This window comes from Bacillus sp. OK048, assembly GCF_900103525.1.
GTDB lineage: Bacteria > Bacillota > Bacilli > Bacillales > Cytobacillaceae > Neobacillus.
The window spans coordinates 38,098-53,654 of sequence record NZ_FNHN01000017.1; the positions used below are offsets into that span (position 1 = coordinate 38,098).

Consider the following 15,557-nt stretch of genomic DNA (forward strand, 5'->3'; position numbering starts at 1 on the left):
ATCCGCCAGTTTTTCTTGCTATCCGCCAGTATTTTTCGCTATCCGCCAGTATTTTTCGCCATCCGCCAGTATTTTTCGCCATCCGCCAGTATTTCTCGTTATCCGCCAGTTTTTCCTGCTATTTTCTTTGGTTTAAATTGCCTGTCTTGCTCTTTTACGATTTTTTTCAACCTGTTGGTCTAACCAGCTGACCATATCTTTTAAAAAGGTTTCTTTTCCTTCTCCATCAAAGGGACGGTGTTTTGCTCCTGCGTACTCAAGTAGTTGTTTATCCGTTGATGAAACTTGATTAAAAAAGTCACCAAGCTTTGTTGGGGGTGTAATTTTATCATTCAGTCCGTATTGCAGTAAAATAGGAAGATGTATAGTGTATGCCTGATTTACTACTCGAGATACTGCTTGAATCAAGCCACTTCCTAATGCAGGTGTAATGATATTGTGCCGTAACCGATCAGAATAATATTTGGAAGCCACCGCTGATTTTTTCCTCCTTAATCGGAAATTTTTAGATTGATTAATGCTTAAGTCAGGCTTCAGTTTCCCCATTAAGGTTATACCTAAGCGCTCAAAGGGAGTGACTTCGTAAGAGATGGCAGGAGCAATCGCAATGATCCCTGAAATATCGGCAGTATAATGTAAAATGTAATCAAGAGTAATGACACCGCCAAGACTATGTCCTATTAAATACAACGGAAGTTCGGACTGCTTTTTCGAAACAAGTTTTTGAAATGCGTGTAAGTCTCCTCGAAATTCATCCCAATTTTTTATATACCCTCTTTTTCCAGGGCTTTTTCCATGCCCACGTAAATCAAATGCATAAACGATATATCTTTCATGAACCAAGCTTGCACTTAGATTTGCTAGTCCTCCACTATGATCGCCGTGTCCATGAACTAAAATAACTGCCGCCTTTGGAGCCTTTACAGGTTCGATTACCCGGTAAAACAGTTCGGCCCCACCTACACCAGTAAATATTCCTTCTAATTTCATGATCTGTACTCCACTCCTGTTGCGGTTTTTCATCAATATTAAAAAGGCTTACTGTAAGTAGGAACGAGTAAGCCTTTTTGAATAATAGTCTTATTTTATCATAAAAAAGATGACAATAACCCTAACGGATTCCGTTTCCTATCGCGTTTCTGTCTGATTATTGTTTTATTGGTCTTTCGAAGATTAATTCATAGTATGTACCTACTGCAACTCCTGAAGTTGCAAAGTCAGGAGAGAAAATTTGAACAAATCTCCACCCTTCATTTGCATGATTTTTGATTACCTCTTGATAGTCTTCCTTAGGTTTACCAGACAATTTTTTAAACTCTATTTTAACAAACTTATATTCATACATTTTTATTTCCACCTTTCATGATATATCTAATTAAATTGAATAAGATTAAGGTTCTGTTTGCACTATTCATACGATTTTAATTAGAAAAAGGTTTCAAATCAATTCAAATCGAAGGGACAAGAGGAACCCCCCTCTTGGTTATTCTGTTGTCTTATTTCCCCGTTTCTGCAAAGCGTTTCATTCTATCACCAATCTCATCACGAACACGTTGGAAGAATGCCCACTTTTCTTCCTCTGTTCCTTTCGCTTTTGCTGGATCATCGAAACCCCAGTGTTCACGTTTTACTTTAGGGGGCGTTACAGGACATTTGTCAGCCGCATCGCCGCATAATGTAACGACTAAATCCGCATGATTTAAAATTTCAGGGTCAATAATATCTGAAGTTTGATTTGAAATATCAATGCCTGCTTCATTCATTGCTTTAACGGCATTTGGATTCAATCCATGAGCTTCAATACCCGCACTCCGAACTTCCCACTCATCACTTAAATATTTTTTTGCCCAACCTTCTGCCATTTGGCTTCTACAAGAGTTACCTGTACACAAGAAGTAGATTGTTTGTTTATTTGACATGTGATTTCCTCCAGATTTGTTTTCATTTTTGGTGTTTTATAATTTAATCGTTCGAAAATATTTCTTTTCCCATCTTAAAGCAACACCCACTAGGGCAATGAGGACAGGCACCTCTACTAACGGGCCAATAACGGCAGCAAAGGCTTCGCCACTATTAATTCCAAACACCGCAACTGCTACAGCTATCGCTAATTCAAAATTGTTACTTGCAGCTGTAAAGGAAAGTGCTACAGTCACTGGATAAGATGCACCTGCTTTACGAGAAGCAAAGAAGGATACAGCAAACATGATCAAGAAGTAAATGAACAATGGAATGGCAATTCGAACGACATCCATTGGTAAAGCGATGATTTGATCTCCTTTTAAAGAGAACATCATCACAATTGTAAATAATAAGGCGATTAATGTGAGTGGAGAGATTTTAGGTAGAAATTTGCTTTCGTACCATTCCTTCCCCTTCAGCTTTAACCCCATAAAACGTGTTAACATGCCTGCGACAAATGGAATTCCCAAATAAATAAGCACGCTTTTCGTAATCTCCCACATGGAGATGAAGACAGATAAATTTTCTAACCCAAATACACCAGGAAGGACATTTAAAAAGAAATAAGCAAAAACAGAATAGAATAAGATCTGAAATACAGAGTTAAATGCCACTAATCCTGCTACATACTCACGATCTCCACGCGCTAAATCATTCCAAACAATAACCATGGCAATACAACGAGCGAGCCCGATCATGATCAAGCCTGCCATATACTCTGGTTTATCATGTAAAAAGATAATTGCTAAAAAGAACATTAAGAAAGGTCCTAACAACCAATTCTGTAATAAGGATAGTAAAAGGACTTTCCAATCTTTAAAAACACGCCACATTTCTTCATATTTTACTTTCGCTAGTGGTGGGTACATCATGATAATCAACCCGATGGCAATCGGAATATTTGTTGTCCCCACAGAGAAGGTATCTAGCACCTCTTTAAAATTGGGGGCAACTACCCCAATGAAGATTCCTAACGCCATGGCTGCAAATATCCATATTGTTAAGTACCGATCTAAAAAGGATAACTTTTTCGTTACACTTTCATTTGACATCATTTTCACTCCTTCTTGATGATCTTTAACAATTGCATTTAATAATTGAAATGACTTCTAATTCATCAATAATCGTTTGAATATAGGGTGGCAGCACATCGTTTAATCGATAATGCTTCCATGTTCCTGCTGGTCTTTCGACAATAATTCCAGCTTCTTTTAGCTTTTTCAATTGTTGACTGACAGCAGGTTGAGAAACATTTAAAACTTCAACGAAATCGCAAGCACATACTTCCCCTTTTTTTAAACAAGCCAACAACTTTAAACGATTTGGGTCACTTACAGCTTTTAACTGTTTCGCCATCAATTCGATATTACCCAAATAGAATTCCTCCCTCATACATAATCATTACCTTATATAACATAATGCTTATATATTAGCTAAAATGTTATATATTTTCAAGTGTTACACATCAAATATAAATCTTATCATGTACGAATGTTATCAAACTAAAGGTCTTTTTTTAGCAGCATATTTCTGTATTACCTACTATTGAAATCCTATAATCATCATCTCATTTTCAATCAAATAGAATGTTTAGTGCTAGTAATTAAGAAGTATAACCATCATGTTATCCCAATAATTTTTCCATCGCCATTACATCAACAAATTCGCCATCTAACTTCCCTTGGTTTTGAAATACTCCTACTTCACGGTATCCCATTTTCCGGTATAATCCTTGCCCTAACTGATTAAATGGAAAGGTAAAAAGGACAATTTTATGGAAGCCATTGGCTGTTGCCCATATTTCAATTTCAGCGAGCAGTTGTTTTCCCAAACCAATCCCTCTATGGTCTCTTGAAATATAAATGGAAAGATCCGCGACTCCTTCATACGTGCAGCGGTTACTGTATGGATTTAGCGATGCCCATCCTGCTACATTTCCATCCTGTTCCGACACCATGACTCTATATCGACCCTGATGCCTTTCAAACCATTCCTTCATATAGGAGTAATCCTTTGTTTCTTCCTCTAGTGTAGCAATTCTGTCTTCAATCCCCTGATTGTAGATTTCAAGTATAGATTTGATATCGGATTCCACTGCCTGTCGAATAATAGCGGCGGCTTTCATGGTACCACCCCTCCATAAAGACATTTGTATATACGTATATCTTAATATTCTCTAAAAAAACCTCAAATTCCTTGTTGAACTAAACTGCCTTTAATTCAATAAATATGGGAGCTCCCGTAACGACAATCCTTCTGTCGTTCAAGCAGATTTCTCAGTGAGATTTGCCCCTCAATATTTTTCTAGTATTTTACAATTTATATGATAAAATATCCAAAGACTATCAACTTATGAGTATCTGCGAATAGCGTACGGGAGGGGACATGGATTGTATGGAATTTAGAGGTGCAAGCGTTTATGACCAAGAGGACTTTTTTTCAAATTATATGAAGAGAAGGGGTAGAAAGGATAGCCCCAACAATGCAATCGAAAATCCTATCATTTATGAACTCATTGGTGACTTTCAAAATAAAAGTATATTAGACCTAGGATGTGGTGATGCTTCGTTTGGAATTGAGTTACTTAATCAAGGTGCAGCGTTTTACACAGGAATTGAAGGCTCTCAACAAATGGTAACATCTGCAAATCTTAAGCTAGCAAATGAAAATGGCGCGATTCATCACGAGACAATGGAATCATATAGTTACCCAACCGAAAAATTTGATATTGTTACTTCTCGTTTTGCAATACATTATGTCTCTGATGTTCATTTACTATTCCAGAATGTGCATAAAACCTTAAACGATAATGGTAAATTTGTGTTTAGTGTTCAACATCCCCTTACTACTTCTTCATTTATAAGCAAACAAGCAGGAGATAAGCGTGGAAACTGGATAGTTGATGACTATTTTCTTGAAGGGGAAAGAAAAGAGCCTTGGATTGAACAGATAGTGGTAAAATACCATCGAACAATTGAACATTATTTTAAGGCTCTTACTAAATCTGGTTTTTCAGTAGTTGATTTACGGGAAGGAACACCGAAACGAGAACATTTTACTTATGATGAAGAGTTCAAAAGAAGACTTAGAATTCCAGTCGTATTGGCTTTTTCTTGTACAAAGTAAACACTTGAATAGATGAAATGACAAACGCTTGGAGAACCAAGCGTTTTTTATTTCGTTCCAATTAAATATACTTTTGCGTCTAACTATTTTTAATTTTATCAAAGTCTTGCCTCAACAAAGAATACATATATAAATCATCAAATTTACCACATGTAAACTCATAATTCCTCAATAATCCTTCTCTGATAAAACCCAACTTTTCTACTAACTTTTGTGATGACAGATTAGGTGGCTCTATTAATGCTTCTATCCGTTGAAATTTCATATGTTCAAATCCGTAACTTATTATAGCTTCAACTGCCTCAACAGCTATACCTTTTCCCCACTGCTCTTTACTCAATTCAAAGCCAATTTCAGTACGAAAATGCTGAGAAACATTGTTATGAAAACCGCAACTGCCAATAACAACTTCTTGCTCTTTTAATGTAATTCCCCATCTAATACCTGTTTTGTTGTTTTGTATTAATTGATACCATGAAATCTCATCCAGGGCATCGTTTATTGATTTAAAAGGTTCTAATCCATAATACTTCATTACTTCTACATCAGACAAATAATTCAGAATGCTGTTCGCATCCTCTTTTGTAACTTTTCTTAATACTAATCTTTCAGTCTCAATAACGGGAAATGTATCAGTATCTATGGTCATAGTAACCTCTTCTCAATATTTATTAGTTTTTTAGTATCCTGCTCGATAGTTGAGTAACATTATTAAATTATAATTCATTAATCTTTTTGTATACATATCAATATAACGAACGCTTTCAATAGTGAAGTCTAAATTTCTTTTAGTAAGGTTCTCTTTATCCCAGGAATCCTCTGATACATCCTGATACATTAATTTTGCGATGCCTTTTAAATCATCTTTTATTAATTTTGCTTTATTTATAAAACTAAACATAAGTTCGGATTTCTCCTTTATCAATTGTCTACCTATAAAGGTAAGCTAATTATATCTCTTATTCCGCTATAGAATATTCCAAATATGTAAAAAAGCTTACTCAAAGAGTAAGCTCAACCTCTATAAACACTATCACATGTATTAGGTTTTGGTTCATAAAAACAATGTTCTTTAAATTGACCAGATTTAGGTTGATCGTACCATGTTGGAGGACATGGAGCATGTGGATTAAAATACCATAGCGCAAATTTCGCTGGGTGATCTCTCCAATAATCCAAAGTCTGTTTTGCTAATCTTCTTTCAGCAGTCCTTGCTCTTTGATAAAATACATTCCCTTTTTGAACAGCTTCAAAAGAAAAATTTCCTCCTTGTACTTGAAAAATGACATCATTAACATTTCTTACTGCTTTAAAGTCTAAACAATCTGCTACAACACGATTCACAATTACATTTCCAACATATAACATTCCCTGTTTTCCTTCACCTTCGGCCTCTGCTCTCATCATCCTTGCCATTAAGGCAACGTCTGAATTTCGGTAATTTACTCTTGGCAATTTAACACCCCCAAAATATAGTATGAAAAAATGCCTACGTTCATGCCATTGTATATTTAATAAGAATTCTTAGTTTTTTAAGCATACAGTTTTTAAGTAAAAGGAAAACTATTTCGCCCCCAATAGTTGAAGATGTTTGTTGCTTAATTATTCTTTAAATACATAACATCATCACTTGTATCTTAAATCAAAGCTTTCACTTGTATCGTTCCATTCTACCTTTATCACTAACTCATCTTCTGCATCCGTAGAAGGGCTATTAACACTTAATGGTTTATTGTGATATACGCCTTCTTGATTTAAAGTAGCGTCATTTGCACCAAAATCTACTACTCCGATATTTTTTGATTCCACATAAAAACGAAAAGTGTCAATTTCCTCTATATTATTTCCTTTGTTATTTAGCTGAATTTGATATGTTTCTTCTCCATTAGTTTGATGAACTGTTACTTCAGCTACCCAATTTTCACTTTCTCCAGCAAACGTTAGGTCATTCTTATTTGTTTGGCACGCAGATAATAGTGATACAAAAAATATGATTAGTACAAATAATTTTTTCAAAATATTGACTCCCGTATAAATAATTTTGTTGTGACATACCTGTCTTTCTATAAATTTTTAGTTTTTCGATTACATTAGATATTCGAGATTTATTGTTAAGTTCCTTCTTCTGCTATACTGCTTAATAAGCTTACGTATGCAAACCGCTTTTCACCAATAAAAAAACGAGTGCAAATTTACATGAAATTTGACACTCATTTTAATTAACATGTTTACTATTTACGATAGGTAACGGGACACGTTACAATAATCAGGGTTTCACCTGGTATGATTTAAAAAGAATCTTTGGACCATTTTAGTAAATCCATCTGTGGATTTGCCGTTCTGGAGATTTTCCCTATATTGCCTCATCTGTGTGACAAAATCACGTTTACTTGAAATATATACATTTTGAATATTTGGATTTGCTTCTCTTACCTGTTGAGCAATTTGATCTTCAACAAATGGGCTAATTTCACCATGAAAGTCTTCATCCATCTCGACGGCTACATATGCATTTCTATTCGAAACAATGATATTGGCTTGATTTACTTCAGGTAGATTTTCAACTTTATCCTCTGCTTCATTTTCTATGTGTAAACCTGAATGATTATGTTTGATATTATTTGTTGAAGTGTTCGTAAGATTAAGATTAGGATTCCCTAAACTATTTCCTATATTTATTCCGCCCGAATTCCGGTTATTTACCTCTCCATGCTGATCGGTTTCTCTGCCTTCTTCTTTCATATTGCACCCAGTCACTAATGTACCAATCAATAAGCAGGTAAATATTCGTTTCATTGCCTTCATCGATATTCCTCCTAAAATGAGTTCAAGCTTACCGTTGCCTTTAACGTCATTTTTTATGTAGAGATTTGGAGGGATTTTTTTTAGGACCAAAAACACATGAACTCTGGAACTCTGAAGAATTCTATTAAAAGAATCTACGACCATTGTTCCAAATTCACCTCTTATTTTTCAAGCACAACTAAAACAAAAATATCCTGTTTTTATTTAAAAAGTGGTATAGTAAAGAAAAGTATTTTTACTATTTCAAAAATATAATTATTAGATGTTTTGACATGGGTCAGTTTAGAATGATTTAATTGTGTTTAAAACTGAACCTAGTAATATGAATGAGGTGTGGAGCATGAATCAAGAAATTTCATTTATTCAAAGAGAAGTTTTAAAGGAAAAACCCGCAACAGATTCTTTAGGTTTCGGAAAGTATTACACTGATTATATGTTTGTAATGGACTATCATAGTGAACACGGCTGGTATAATCCGCGAATTACTCCTTATGAGCCACTAACCCTTGAACCGTCCGCAATGGTTTTTCACTATGGACAGGCGATTTTTGAAGGAATGAAGGCTTATCGGACCGCGGATGGAACAGCCCAGCTCTTCCGCCCAGAGAAAAACATGAAGCGATTTAATGATACCTGTGACAGAATGTGTATCCCTCAAATTGATGAGAGCTTTTTATTGGGAGCCATCAAGCAATTGATTTTTACCGAAAAGGATTGGATTCCAGAGGGTGAAGGAACATCTCTTTATATTCGCCCGTTTATCATTGCAACAGAAGCCTATCTTGGTGTGCGTCCTGCTAAAGAATATAAATTGCTGGTCATCCTCTCGCCATCAGGAGCGTATTATGGCAGTCAATTAAATCCTGTTAAAATATATGTAGAAGAGCAGTATGTCCGGGCAGTCATTGGCGGAGTTGGCCATGTGAAGAACGCTGGGAACTATGGCGCAAGCCTGAAGGCACAAGAAAAGGCCGATAAACTTGGCTTTGCTCAAATCCTTTGGCTAGATGCCAAAGAGAATAAGTATGTTGAAGAAGTCGGCAGCATGAATATTTTCTTTAAGATCAATGGCGAGGTGGTCACACCAAAGCTAAATGGCAGCATTTTACCCGGTGTTACCCGTGACTCTGTGATTCAATTATTAAAGTATTGGGATATACCTGTACGCGAAGTGAAAATCTCAATTGAAGAAGTATTTGCAGCACATGAGCGTGGCGAACTTGAGGAAGTTTTCGGGGCAGGGACCGCTGCCGTTATTTCCCCAGTAGGCGAATTAACGTGGAACGACAAAACCATTGTCATTAATGAGAATAAAATCGGACATGTCTCACAGGACCTTTATGATGAAATGACCGGTATCCAACTTGGAAGAAAAGAAGATCCATTTAACTGGACAGTGAAGGTTGCCCAGGTTGAGGTCTAAAAATGATATTTCGATAGAAAAGATCCAGATAAACTTAACGGGTTCCGTCACCTATTGATAAAGCCCGAAAATGTACCCAATTTTTAATCTGTTTTTTAAATATAGGCTCTGTTATTATTCATTGTTGATTTTCGTGTAGAAAAATTTTTAAGCGGAGAATTTCCGGCTAATGACGATAGTGGAGGCTTAAGGAGCAGATATAAGCGGAGATATTCCGACTAACTGCTCACAATAAGACAAAAGCCATCGTTTTGGAACGTATAACCGGAAAAACTCCGCTTATTTTAAGGGAAATATGGAGATTTCCCGAAATAAACGGAATTTCTCCGCCTATTTTTCAAATTGAGTGACATCAACATTTACCTTTAACACAGCCTAAATATAAGAAATGGCTCAGTTCAATAGTGAACTGAGCCATTTCTTATATTTAGGGTATTACCCCATTGTTAAGACATATATACATATTCAACAGGTTCACGTTCATAAACTTACTGTAGATAGTAACAGGAAGGAGGTTTCCTATTCTTATGCATGAAAAGATAAAGCTGCAGAAATTCGTGGATGCACTGCCTATTCTAAAAACCATATCTCCTAAAAGTAGAAGTAATAATAGTTCCTATTACGAAGTAACTATGAAGGAGTTTACTCAGAAGCTACACAGGGATCTTCCGCCAACCCGTTTATGGGGTTATGATCGAACATTTCCGGGACCTACATTCGAAGTAATGAAGAATGAAACAGTGTTTGTTAAATGGTTGAATGATCTGCCCAATAAGCACTTTCTTCCCGTTGATACAACGATTCATGGTTCCGAAATCACTCTTCCAGAGGGTAGAAGTGTGGTGCATTTACACGGGGGAAGTACGCCTGCTCATAGTGATGGTTACCCCGAAGCGTGGTTTACGAGACATTTTCATGAAACGGGACCTTTATTTAAGCGAGAGGTTTATACCTATCCAAACATAGAGCGAGCAACAACATTGTGGTACCACGATCACACGGTAGGAATTACAAGATTAAACGTCTATGCCGGACTCGCGGGATTCTATCTGATTCGCGACATGCACGAACAATCCCTTAATCTGCCTGGAGGTAAATATGAAATCCCACTTTTAATCGTGGATCGCTCGTTCAACCCAGACGGATCACTTTACTACCCCAGCACTTGGGATCCAAATGATAAAAGTCTTCCGCAACCTTCTCTTGTCTCTCCTTTTGATGCAGATACGATTTTGGTCAACGGGAAGGTTAATCCATTTCTGGAAGTTGAACCAAGAAAATACCGATTTCGAATTTTAAACGCATCCAATAGTCGAATCCTTACTTTAAAAATGGACTCCAACCAGCCTTTTTATCAAATTGGCACGGATGGTGGCTTACTTGAGACAACAGTAGCAATAAATGAGTTTATACTTATGAGTGCCGAGCGAATTGATGTTATCATTGATTTTTCCCGATACTACGGACAAAACATTATTCTCAAAAATGTCACCAAGAGTGCATCTCCTGAAACAACAGATGTCATGCAATTTAGAGTAATCGTTCCGTTAAAACGTACAGATACCAGCTCCCTTCCTTTTTATTTAGGGAAGATCAACCGACTTCTAAGAAGGATGGCTAAGAGAACAAGAGATTTAACACTCGTCAGAAATAAAGATAGATATGGTCGTTCATTGAATTTATTGGATGGAAAAATGTGGATAGACCGAATATCAGAAAGGATTGAAGTAAATACCATAGAAATTTGGCGGATTATTAATTTAATAGATGATGACCCTCATCCCATCCATCTCCATTTGGTTAATTTTCAAATTCTTGATCGCCAACCTTTTGATGTTTCTCAATTTCAAAAGAACGGGAATCTTATTTTTACGGGACCTCCCATTCCACCTAATCCCTATGAAATGGGATTAAAAGATACAGTTCAGACCCCCTTTGGTTATGTCACATCTATTATAGCCCGTTTTGGCCCCTTCACTGGGCGTTATGTATGGCATTGTCATATGCTGGAGCATGAAGATCACGAAATGATGCGTCCCTTTGAGATTTTCAAAGCACAGGACGGGCGAAGGAGATGAGTGGTAAAAATCACTCCAATAAGAGAAATTTCTTCCCACCTCATAAAAGCAAAGCACTCATTTTTTCTTTTACAATATTTGCATATTGTTCAATTTCGTTTAATATCCTTGCTCTACCCTTTTCACTTTGTGTCCATTTGGTAGGTATAATATCTCTATTATCTTGTAGTGGTAATACATCTAAAACCTTATCCTCATTTGCATAGATAGAAGCCAAGAAATAGAATCGTTTACAAAAGAATGATTTTCCAGCCAATAAGATATTTTTATTACTGGTGTTGTTGAGAAAACTAAATGCTGATTGAATTACACCGTCCACCCCTTTTATATCGTTACTAGTGGGAATTGGCATTAGTTTTTTCTTTTCGATACCTTTTTTTATTAATAGTGGGGAATAAAAATCAAATTCACTACATTTTAAGAAATCATTAAAAACCTCGGGAATCATAATTAAATTTGCTCCCGATTTCTCATAGTAATCCAATAATTGTTCATTTAGCTCTGGAAAGTGACCTGGATGATAAAGAATAACATCAGGTTTTTCAAAAAGATTCATTCTATCCATAAATACCATTTTATCTATACATTCAATTGTTGATTTATTCACTTTCTGGCTCCCTTCCGCCAATATATGCATTAAATTAGACCTTTCATTGGTACTGTGCCACCACTTTCACTGACATAAAGACAAGTTTTACAATAACTAATGTCATTATTGCCTTCCTTGCCAACGCTTCTTCGGAATTTACACACCCCATCGGCTAGGCTTATAAATGTAGTGAAATGGCAACGGATACTTCCGCTGCCTTTTCACTATTGCACCCTTTCGTTGAATAAGGATATTGCTATCCTTAACCAAAGATTTGTGCAGTAATAGCAAATAACTCTTTATTTCTATATGGCATATTAATAGAATTCTTTATCATTATCGGAGGATTACTAACTTTTATAAATCCACTTTTCTCCAAGAATAACATTAACTCGTCATTACTAGATGGCACATCAATCCTTAACTTTCCTTGATGATTAAGAACTAACCCATCGATTATTAAAGCAGCTGTTTGTGAATCTGGTGCTACAATAGGTCCTATTAATAAATTTACTGGACCTAATATGGATAATCCAAATCCAATAATCTTCCCCTTTAGATTTTTAACAACTACACATTGTTTTGATTGATTTATCCTGTTAAGAAGTAATTTTCTTCTCTTATCACCAAATGCAGCCCAATCTAATTCAATAATTTCATTAATATCATTCTCACGGTATTTCTCTAAGGTAATTTCTCGATGATTATTAAACAATTTAGTTGGAATATAATTATCACTTAAATACTTATGTACAGAGTCGACAGTAATAAAACCCAGGTTTTCATATAAGGGTTTCCCATCTTCAGTTGAAATTAACATTATTGAGGTATTTTGAGAAACACTGTCTATACATTTCTGAGTAGCCTTTTTTCCTAAGCCTAAACCTCGATATTCTTCATTAACAATAACCATACCAATTGAAGCTAAATCAGTATCATAAGGTATAATCGCGGCACTCGAAACAATTTTCCCCACAGCATTTTTATGTCCGTATATTTTACCTGATGACATAACAGTTCTAATTTCATGTTCATCATAATCCCAGCCAACTGATGCAGAAAGTTCTATTAAACCTAAGACATCATATTTTTCAAATTCAACTAATTCTAATACTGTTTTATTGTCTGTATGCATTAGAAATCTCCCTATTTTATTCTATTCTTATCATAATTTACTATCTAGCCCTGTTCAACTTAAGCCCCCAATTAGTTTAAGTACATAATTTCACTCATCTATCAAATGTAATATCTTTACTTGGGTAAACAGCGGCAAACCAACGTAATACTTCGTTGTGATGGTTAATAATTTGTTGGGCAGTAATGTCCTGTGAATTCCAAGTGCTGTGTGTATCTGAAACTAAAGTGACCTTATATTCCATACTAAAAGCCCTTCTGCAAGTTGTATCCACACACGCTTCTGTTTGAATTCCTGCAACAACCAAATGCTCAATCCCTTGTTTTTTCAGTTCTTCATCTAAAGAGGTATTATAAAATGAATCAGGAGTTGTTTTTTGAATGATTACATCCTGATTCTTCTTTGGAGTTAGTTCAGGATGAATCTCCCACCCCTTTGTCCCATACTCTAAAAGATTACCAGCAGGTGCGTTATGCTGTATATAAAAAATAGGTGTCTCGGTAGAGCGTGCTTGTACGATTAAATCTTTTAAATTTTGTAGCATTCTTTCCCCTTTATAGACGACATTACCTTCTTGAAACATTCCATTTTGAACGTCTATAACCAGTAGTGCTTTCTTCATTTTTCCCCCTAAAAAAACATACGTTCGTTATTATTTATTGTACACTTATTCATTAAGATTTGTTGAACAAACCTGCTCCGTTAGCTTAAGTACAATATTTCACAAACTTGCTTTCTTCGATAAAAACTATTACTAAAAGATTTATTTTATTTTGTGTAGAATATTCTTAATATGTAAAAAAGCTTACTCAAAGAGTAAGCTCATCCTCTATAAACACTATCACATGTATTAGGTTTTGGTTCATAAAAACAATGTTCTTTAAATTGATCAGATTGAGGTTGATCGTACCATGTTGGAGGACATGGACCATGTGATGTTCTTAATTACTTTTCAAATAAATAACATCATCACTTTTTACCACTTGAAAAGTTATCGGTGGTGAAGTTGTTCAATCGACGACTTCTGTTTGTGTAGTTAAATACAAATCGGTAGTCAGCAGGAGGTGCCTTATTTACTTTTGCTTTTTCCCAATCAACATCTTCTAATATTTTCTAAACCTTTTGAGCTATTTCATTGTCAGTAACCTCATTGAAATCTTCATATTTATTTTCTTCTCCCACACGTTTTATGCCCTAAACATAGAAAAAAGTAAAGTTTAGGAATGCTGGTATAACAGCATTCTTGGACTTATAATTTGGAGTGAACGACATGTAATTGGCTTTTAGACAGCCCCTTTTATCTTTGTAATAATCTTTCGCAGTTTTTATCTAGTTTTATGTTTGGTTGGTGGTTTTTTATTAAATTGATAAAATCTTTTTGTTCATTTAATTTATTTAGATACTGTAAATGTACGATTCCTAACACATTTCCGTCATCTTCATAAAGTGAAATACTTTCCATTTTCCTTCAAAAAATATCTTCACAAGAGAATCATCTTATCCGATTCGAACCTTTTTCTCCTCTTATTTCAAAAAGAATAAAAAGATAAAGTTAGTCTATTCGTATTTTTATTAGTGTCTAATTATTAAATTGTTCTAACTTTTGTGGTTTTGCCCAGATTAAATAAAGATATCCTAAAATCCCACGTTCATGCTTCTTAATTATCAAATTGGATCGCTTTACTATTTCTAAGATATCTCGATTTTGATGGCATCCAATAGTATTAACTGCAAGCTTATCAAGTTTCTTTTGAATCCAAGCAAGGGTTGGGGCGGAAAATAGCCCATGTTCCAAAAGTAATATCTGTCCATCTTCTTTACACCATTTATTAAAAAGGTTTAAAACATGGACTGGTTTTTCATAACCGCAAAAAGAACCGGATGAAACAATTGTATCAAAGGAATTATCAGGAAAATCAAGGCATTCAACATCAGATAATATAAATTTGGCTTTAACACCATATTTTTTTGCAGATTCTTTAGCAAGTTCAATCATTTTGGGGCTGAAGTCTACTCCTAAATACTCTACTTCATTTGAATAGAAGGAAAAATTCATTCCAGCCCCAACAGCAACTTCTAAAGTCTTTCCTTTAACCGTTTGGAAAATTTGCTTTCTCCATTTATTTTGCTCTTGTTTTTTACGCTTTTTCGAATATTTGGCAGCTTGTTTATTAAACTTTTGTATTAATTGCTCGTTCTTCATAAGCCAATTCACTTCCTGATATTATAAATTTCACATCAACTATTATTATACTTATTTAATAATTTTTTCCATATTACCTGATCCAGACATGAATACAAAAGTATTCTCACCATCACCCTTATTATATACATTTAGTTTTTTGTTATGAAACTCAACGAATGTTCCCTTACTGCCCGCTTAGTGCAATAAGAAAAAGGGATCGCCGCAGCCATCCCAATAGGATTTAGAAGACCATA

At 35.3% G+C, this 15,557-nt stretch carries 18 protein-coding genes and 2 pseudogenes; 3 read left to right on the top strand and 17 right to left on the bottom strand.

The window, feature by feature from the left end; all coding sequences use genetic code 11:
• Positions 1-132: 132 nt before the first annotated feature.
• From BLR86_RS22720 to BLR86_RS22745, 6 genes are all read right to left on the bottom strand, one after another.
• Entirely contained in the window at positions 133-990 is an 858-nt protein-coding gene (locus tag BLR86_RS22720) for an alpha/beta hydrolase (protein WP_175493021.1), read from the bottom strand.
• A gap of 157 nt (positions 991-1,147) precedes the next feature.
• The gene (locus BLR86_RS22725) at positions 1,148-1,345 is read right to left on the bottom strand and encodes a DUF4177 domain-containing protein (RefSeq protein ID WP_090767221.1); all 198 of its coding nucleotides are present in this window, start codon (positions 1,343-1,345) and stop codon (positions 1,148-1,150) included.
• 151 nt (positions 1,346-1,496) lie between these two features.
• Positions 1,497-1,919 (bottom strand): arsenate reductase (thioredoxin), encoded by a 423-nt coding sequence (arsC, locus tag BLR86_RS22730; RefSeq protein ID WP_090767223.1) that lies wholly within the window; start codon positions 1,917-1,919, stop codon positions 1,497-1,499.
• Positions 1,920-1,955: 36 nt separating this feature from the next.
• Positions 1,956-3,014 carry an ACR3 family arsenite efflux transporter gene (gene arsB, locus BLR86_RS22735; RefSeq protein ID WP_090767226.1) on the bottom strand — a complete coding sequence of 353 codons (1,059 nt, stop codon included), beginning with the start codon at positions 3,012-3,014 and terminating at the stop codon, positions 1,956-1,958.
• 25 nt (positions 3,015-3,039) lie between these two features.
• Positions 3,040-3,318 (bottom strand): ArsR/SmtB family transcription factor, encoded by a 279-nt coding sequence (locus tag BLR86_RS22740; protein WP_254782436.1) that lies wholly within the window; start codon positions 3,316-3,318, stop codon positions 3,040-3,042.
• A gap of 268 nt (positions 3,319-3,586) precedes the next feature.
• A complete protein-coding gene (locus tag BLR86_RS22745) occupies positions 3,587-4,087 on the bottom strand; it encodes an arsinothricin resistance N-acetyltransferase ArsN1 family A (RefSeq protein WP_090767231.1) in 501 nt (166 codons plus the stop codon).
• Positions 4,088-4,356: 269 nt separating this feature from the next.
• On the opposite strand from BLR86_RS22745, the gene BLR86_RS22750 reads away from it, so the two are divergent.
• On the top strand, positions 4,357-5,088 hold the full coding sequence (locus BLR86_RS22750) for a class I SAM-dependent methyltransferase (RefSeq protein WP_090767234.1): 732 nt from the start codon (positions 4,357-4,359) through the stop codon (positions 5,086-5,088).
• A 79-nt stretch (positions 5,089-5,167) separates the two neighbouring features.
• Here BLR86_RS22750 and BLR86_RS22755 read toward each other — a convergent pair whose 3' ends face one another.
• The 5 genes from BLR86_RS22755 to BLR86_RS22775 form a co-directional block, all read right to left on the bottom strand.
• Positions 5,168-5,737, bottom strand: coding sequence for a GNAT family N-acetyltransferase (locus BLR86_RS22755; protein WP_090767237.1), 570 nt, complete (start codon positions 5,735-5,737; stop codon positions 5,168-5,170).
• Between the two features lie 30 nt (positions 5,738-5,767).
• Positions 5,768-5,989 carry a hypothetical protein gene (locus BLR86_RS22760; RefSeq protein ID WP_254782434.1) on the bottom strand — a complete coding sequence of 74 codons (222 nt, stop codon included), beginning with the start codon at positions 5,987-5,989 and terminating at the stop codon, positions 5,768-5,770.
• Between the two features lie 113 nt (positions 5,990-6,102).
• A complete protein-coding gene (locus BLR86_RS22765) occupies positions 6,103-6,543 on the bottom strand; it encodes a cell wall hydrolase (protein ID WP_090767240.1) in 441 nt (146 codons plus the stop codon).
• A gap of 171 nt (positions 6,544-6,714) precedes the next feature.
• Positions 6,715-7,104, bottom strand: coding sequence for a hypothetical protein (locus tag BLR86_RS22770; protein ID WP_090767242.1), 390 nt, complete (start codon positions 7,102-7,104; stop codon positions 6,715-6,717).
• 258 nt (positions 7,105-7,362) lie between these two features.
• Complete coding sequence (locus BLR86_RS22775) at positions 7,363-7,893, bottom strand: YhcN/YlaJ family sporulation lipoprotein (RefSeq protein ID WP_175493022.1); 531 nt, start codon at positions 7,891-7,893, stop codon at positions 7,363-7,365.
• A gap of 340 nt (positions 7,894-8,233) precedes the next feature.
• On the opposite strand from BLR86_RS22775, the gene BLR86_RS22780 reads away from it, so the two are divergent.
• Together BLR86_RS22780 and BLR86_RS22785 are read left to right on the top strand one after the other, a co-directional pair.
• Positions 8,234-9,316, top strand: a complete 1,083-nt coding sequence (locus tag BLR86_RS22780; protein ID WP_090767248.1) for a branched-chain amino acid aminotransferase — start codon at positions 8,234-8,236, stop codon at positions 9,314-9,316.
• 527 nt (positions 9,317-9,843) lie between these two features.
• On the top strand, positions 9,844-11,394 hold the full coding sequence (locus tag BLR86_RS22785; protein WP_090767251.1) for a multicopper oxidase family protein: 1,551 nt from the start codon (positions 9,844-9,846) through the stop codon (positions 11,392-11,394).
• 40 nt (positions 11,395-11,434) lie between these two features.
• Here BLR86_RS22785 and BLR86_RS22790 read toward each other — a convergent pair whose 3' ends face one another.
• The 6 genes and pseudogenes from BLR86_RS22790 to BLR86_RS26710 all read right to left on the bottom strand — a co-directional run.
• A complete protein-coding gene (locus BLR86_RS22790) occupies positions 11,435-12,001 on the bottom strand; it encodes a hypothetical protein (RefSeq protein ID WP_090767253.1) in 567 nt (188 codons plus the stop codon).
• A 244-nt stretch (positions 12,002-12,245) separates the two neighbouring features.
• Complete coding sequence (locus BLR86_RS22795) at positions 12,246-13,118, bottom strand: GNAT family N-acetyltransferase (RefSeq protein ID WP_090767256.1); 873 nt, start codon at positions 13,116-13,118, stop codon at positions 12,246-12,248.
• Between the two features lie 94 nt (positions 13,119-13,212).
• Positions 13,213-13,740 (bottom strand): cysteine hydrolase family protein, encoded by a 528-nt coding sequence (locus BLR86_RS22800; RefSeq protein ID WP_090767258.1) that lies wholly within the window; start codon positions 13,738-13,740, stop codon positions 13,213-13,215.
• A 200-nt stretch (positions 13,741-13,940) separates the two neighbouring features.
• A pseudogene (locus BLR86_RS26705) lies at positions 13,941-14,051 on the bottom strand (cell wall hydrolase); the annotation flags it as partial.
• A gap of 646 nt (positions 14,052-14,697) precedes the next feature.
• Positions 14,698-15,321 carry a class I SAM-dependent methyltransferase gene (locus tag BLR86_RS22810; RefSeq protein WP_090767261.1) on the bottom strand — a complete coding sequence of 208 codons (624 nt, stop codon included), beginning with the start codon at positions 15,319-15,321 and terminating at the stop codon, positions 14,698-14,700.
• 75 nt (positions 15,322-15,396) lie between these two features.
• A pseudogene (locus BLR86_RS26710) lies at positions 15,397-15,492 on the bottom strand (alpha/beta hydrolase); the annotation flags it as partial.
• Between the last annotated feature and the right edge of the window lie 65 nt (positions 15,493-15,557).

What these genes read in the sequence shown, in the direction of transcription:
- BLR86_RS22720 (WP_175493021.1), bottom strand. Translation starts at nt 990, where the DNA reads ATGAAATTAGAAGGAATATTTACTGGTGTAGGTGGGGCCGAACTGTTT.
- BLR86_RS22725 (WP_090767221.1), bottom strand. Translation starts at nt 1,345, where the DNA reads ATGTATGAATATAAGTTTGTTAAAATAGAGTTTAAAAAATTGTCTGGT.
- arsC (WP_090767223.1), bottom strand. Translation starts at nt 1,919, where the DNA reads ATGTCAAATAAACAAACAATCTACTTCTTGTGTACAGGTAACTCTTGT.
- arsB (WP_090767226.1), bottom strand. Translation starts at nt 3,014, where the DNA reads ATGTCAAATGAAAGTGTAACGAAAAAGTTATCCTTTTTAGATCGGTAC.
- BLR86_RS22740 (WP_254782436.1), bottom strand. Translation starts at nt 3,318, where the DNA reads ATGGCGAAACAGTTAAAAGCTGTAAGTGACCCAAATCGTTTAAAGTTG.
- BLR86_RS22745 (WP_090767231.1), bottom strand. Translation starts at nt 4,087, where the DNA reads ATGAAAGCCGCCGCTATTATTCGACAGGCAGTGGAATCCGATATCAAA.
- BLR86_RS22750 (WP_090767234.1), top strand. Translation starts at nt 4,357, where the DNA reads ATGGAATTTAGAGGTGCAAGCGTTTATGACCAAGAGGACTTTTTTTCA.
- BLR86_RS22755 (WP_090767237.1), bottom strand. Translation starts at nt 5,737, where the DNA reads ATGACCATAGATACTGATACATTTCCCGTTATTGAGACTGAAAGATTA.
- BLR86_RS22760 (WP_254782434.1), bottom strand. Translation starts at nt 5,989, where the DNA reads ATGTTTAGTTTTATAAATAAAGCAAAATTAATAAAAGATGATTTAAAA.
- BLR86_RS22775 (WP_175493022.1), bottom strand. Translation starts at nt 7,893, where the DNA reads ATGAAGGCAATGAAACGAATATTTACCTGCTTATTGATTGGTACATTA.
- BLR86_RS22780 (WP_090767248.1), top strand. Translation starts at nt 8,234, where the DNA reads ATGAATCAAGAAATTTCATTTATTCAAAGAGAAGTTTTAAAGGAAAAA.
- BLR86_RS22785 (WP_090767251.1), top strand. Translation starts at nt 9,844, where the DNA reads ATGCATGAAAAGATAAAGCTGCAGAAATTCGTGGATGCACTGCCTATT.
- BLR86_RS22795 (WP_090767256.1), bottom strand. Translation starts at nt 13,118, where the DNA reads ATGCATACAGACAATAAAACAGTATTAGAATTAGTTGAATTTGAAAAA.
- BLR86_RS22800 (WP_090767258.1), bottom strand. Translation starts at nt 13,740, where the DNA reads ATGAAGAAAGCACTACTGGTTATAGACGTTCAAAATGGAATGTTTCAA.
- BLR86_RS22810 (WP_090767261.1), bottom strand. Translation starts at nt 15,321, where the DNA reads ATGAAGAACGAGCAATTAATACAAAAGTTTAATAAACAAGCTGCCAAA.